Annotated in this window: 4 protein-coding genes; 3 read left to right on the top strand and 1 reads right to left on the bottom strand. The window is 44.9% G+C overall.

Translation table 11 applies throughout. The features are described 5' to 3' along the window. The 3 genes from F6K38_RS38230 to F6K38_RS38220 all read left to right on the top strand — a co-directional run. Positions 1-190 (top strand): hypothetical protein (locus tag F6K38_RS38230; RefSeq protein WP_287360161.1); only part of this gene is annotated, 190 nt, incomplete at its 5' end. Positions 191-325: 135 nt separating this feature from the next. Beyond that, positions 326-814: a tellurite resistance TerB family protein gene (locus tag F6K38_RS38225; RefSeq protein ID WP_287249446.1), complete on the top strand. Its 489-nt coding sequence runs from the start codon at positions 326-328 to the stop codon at positions 812-814. 698 nt (positions 815-1,512) lie between these two features. Then, on the top strand, positions 1,513-1,782 hold the full coding sequence (locus tag F6K38_RS38220; RefSeq protein ID WP_131827266.1) for a hypothetical protein: 270 nt from the start codon (positions 1,513-1,515) through the stop codon (positions 1,780-1,782). On the opposite strand, the gene F6K38_RS38215 is transcribed toward F6K38_RS38220, so the two are convergent. Beyond that, a partial coding sequence (locus tag F6K38_RS38215) for a GspE/PulE family protein (protein ID WP_287360160.1) occupies positions 1,710-3,032 on the bottom strand: 1,323 nt, incomplete at its 5' end. The genes F6K38_RS38220 and F6K38_RS38215 overlap by 73 nt on opposite strands.

The raw sequence follows: 3,032 nt of genomic DNA, 5'->3' as shown, positions 1-3,032 counted from the left end.
GGTGATGGACAAAATCCAGGATTTTAGGGAACAGGGAAGAGAGCAAAAATCCTCTGTACCTCATGAACATGATAACCGCAATAGCAGTTTTAAAATGAGGGGTCAAGTACCCTGCCCTGCCTGGTCATCCCCTCTCTCCACATCTGAATCCTTACGGGAAATTTTTGAGCTGAAAGCTTTATCCAGCTAGTCTTTCAGCCTTTGCATGGCACATTATTGTTTCAGCTTTGCTACCTTTACCTGAATCAGACAGTTGCAATATTATCCCATCAAAGATAAAATCCGAAGAGTTAACAAGCTGTAAGGGTAAAACAGGATAAAATATATGACTGACGATAAAATGCAAACTCTTTCATCTTTTGCTAAAGATGAGTACGGACTTAGTTCAGCCTCATTCCAAGCTATGGTCAACTATGGTTACGCTTTGTTAGCTATTGCCGGAGGTGATGGAGAGGTTTCTGACCCAGAAATGGAGTGGTTAATCAATCACCAAACGAGATTTGGTGCCCCTGAAGAGGTTGTTGGACTCTACCAGTCTTTTGATTACAAAAATGCTAACCTACAAGAGCTGTTGCCCGATATAAAAAAAGTTGATGTTGAAACTTTGTCAGTAGCCAACGAATTGGTATATCATGCCATTAAGATGTCATCAGCTGATGGAGTTTATGCTGACGCAGAGAGAGCCAAAGTAAAAGAAGCAGCAAAAATCCTCGGAGTTGCTGATGATATTGTTTTGACTCTAGAAAGTTTAGTAGAGATGGAACGAACTGTTGTTAAGATGCGTAAGGCATTGATTCACGTAAACACATTATAGACGACGGTATCACTATACCACGGTAGGTAAGCATATGCGCTACTTGAGGTGCTGCTTGAGGTGCCGTCAGCCGTCAGCCTTGGCCACACTACGCGAATGGCTGATAGTTGAATCCTGATAGCTGAATGCTTACTGTGTAGCTATTTTAGGACTGCTATAAGAGCAAGAAGAATTAAGCGATCGCAAAACAAGACTCTAATTTGAAATCTGGTAGCATACCTTTACAAATTGAATCTCTTTCCATCTCCCCACACTTCCCACACTTCCCCTTCTTTTTGAAAAATATTTGAGAAATATCAGATACACCCGATTAGCGGTAGCGAAGTTGTTGACCCTTGATGACTAAACCCATTCTCATCGCGTTTCCAATTGGAGTGAATCGTTTTTGTTTCGTCATGGTTTGGGGATGATGACCCACGGTAGATAAACTCATGCTAAGAGGATATCTGAAAAGTTTTTTTATACTGAATTTTGCCCCCCTAGCCCCCCAACTTTGGGGGGAACAAGAGTCAATTTGCTTCTCAAAGTCCCCCAAAATTGGGGGATTTAGGGGGCTTGGATGTAGCAAATGAGACTTCTCAGACAACCTCTAAGCAGAGTCACAACAATTAGTGTAGCGCTTAAATTACGAGTAAAGGTTAAGTCAAACATTATCTGCGGATTTCCAACTGTCTCTACTTTCACAGTAGAAATCTGTTATGATTAGTTCCTCCACTAATATGCAACTACCTGAATTGACTCTCTGGTGGAATGGTGAATCCCACCAATTCAGTGGGTTTAGGAGTGTGGTTGAGCTAGACAATCTGCCCACTGGCACCATGGCAGAAAAATTCAATATTCTTCTGTTTCCCTACTCCCTACTCCCTACTCCCTACTCCCTACCCAGCAGTGTAAATCAACCGTATTTCCTTTTTGGAGCCATCTCATCTAGGGATTTCACTTTAGCAGCTCTTGGCTTGTCCAATTGACCGTGAGACTTACAGGACAAAGCACTGTGGGGTAGAACTCGTAAGATTTCGGTTAGGGTGGTTACCCCTTTGGTTACCTTTTCAATCGCCGCCTTCCGGAAGGAATAAAAACTAATTTTATCCAGGTAACGGTGCAACTGAGTCATGGTTCCCTCATAAATCAACTGCCGCACCGTATCATCTACATCCAGTAACTCTACAATCGCTTCCCGTCCTAAATAGCCGGAATTGTAGCACTTGGCGCAACCCTTTCCTTTGCGCCAACCTTTGAGATTAGCTTCCTCTGGCCTCAAACTCAGCTTCCGCAAATCCTCAGAAGTCGGGGTATAAGGTTCTTGACAGTGGGGACATACTTTGCGCACCAAACGCTGTGCCACTATTCCCAATAGGGCATCACTGATTAAACCCGGTTCCGGACCAATATCTTTAATACGAGGAATAGCACTGACCGCATCATTGGTGTGGAGAGTGGTCAATACTAAGTGACCGGTCAAAGCCGCTCGAATCCCTGTTTCAGCAGTTTCAGCATCCCGAATTTCCCCCACCATAATGATGTCCGGGTCTTGGCGTAAAATTGCCCTCATCCCTGCCGCAAAGGTCATCCCGGCTGCCTCATTCACTTGGGTCTGGGTAATCCGGGGTAAGACATACTCCACTGGGTCTTCCACCGTTACTACATTCACATGTTCCGTGGCTAACCCTTGGAGGGAATTATATAGCGTACTTGTTTTACCAGAACCAGTCGGACCGGTGAGAATAACCATTCCTTGGGGTTGCTGCAACCAACCTTTATAGATTTTAAGCTCTTGATCAGAAAAGCCTAACTCTTCCAAGCCAGAAAAGGGGTTCTCTCTTGGTAATAAGCGAATCACTGCTTTCTCTCCCCCCACACAAGGGAGGGTACTCACCCGCAGATCTAACCCAAGTTCTGCCTCCTGGCCAGTAGCATAGTTTTCCCCAATCCGACCATCTTGAGGACGGCGGCTTTCAGCAATGTCCATATCAGACATGACTTTGAGAGCAACCACCACTGCTCGACCCAAGTCTGACGGTAAGGTAGTTATATCCCTAAGAATCCCGTCAATGCGATAGCGGACTCTTAAGCCATCAGTCATCGGTTCCAGGTGAATATCACTGGCGCGGTTACGTAGAGCTCCAGAGATAATGGTTTTAATCCGCTCAATCTGGTCAGCCGCTTGGGACAGATACAATTCTGTGGTTTCGGTAATGTCTTCTTGTTCCACCTCACC

The organism is Moorena sp. SIO3B2 (assembly GCF_010692525.1).
GTDB lineage: Bacteria > Cyanobacteriota > Cyanobacteriia > Cyanobacteriales > Coleofasciculaceae > Moorena > Moorena producens.
Note: the sequence above shows the minus strand (reverse complement) of the source record. Positions and strands in the feature narration are given on the sequence as shown.

Excerpts from the sequence above, each read along its gene's own strand:
- F6K38_RS38220 (WP_131827266.1), top strand. The coding sequence starts at position 1,513 with ATGATTAGTTCCTCCACTAATATGCAACTACCTGAATTGACTCTCTGG.
- F6K38_RS38225 (WP_287249446.1), top strand. The coding sequence starts at position 326 with ATGACTGACGATAAAATGCAAACTCTTTCATCTTTTGCTAAAGATGAG.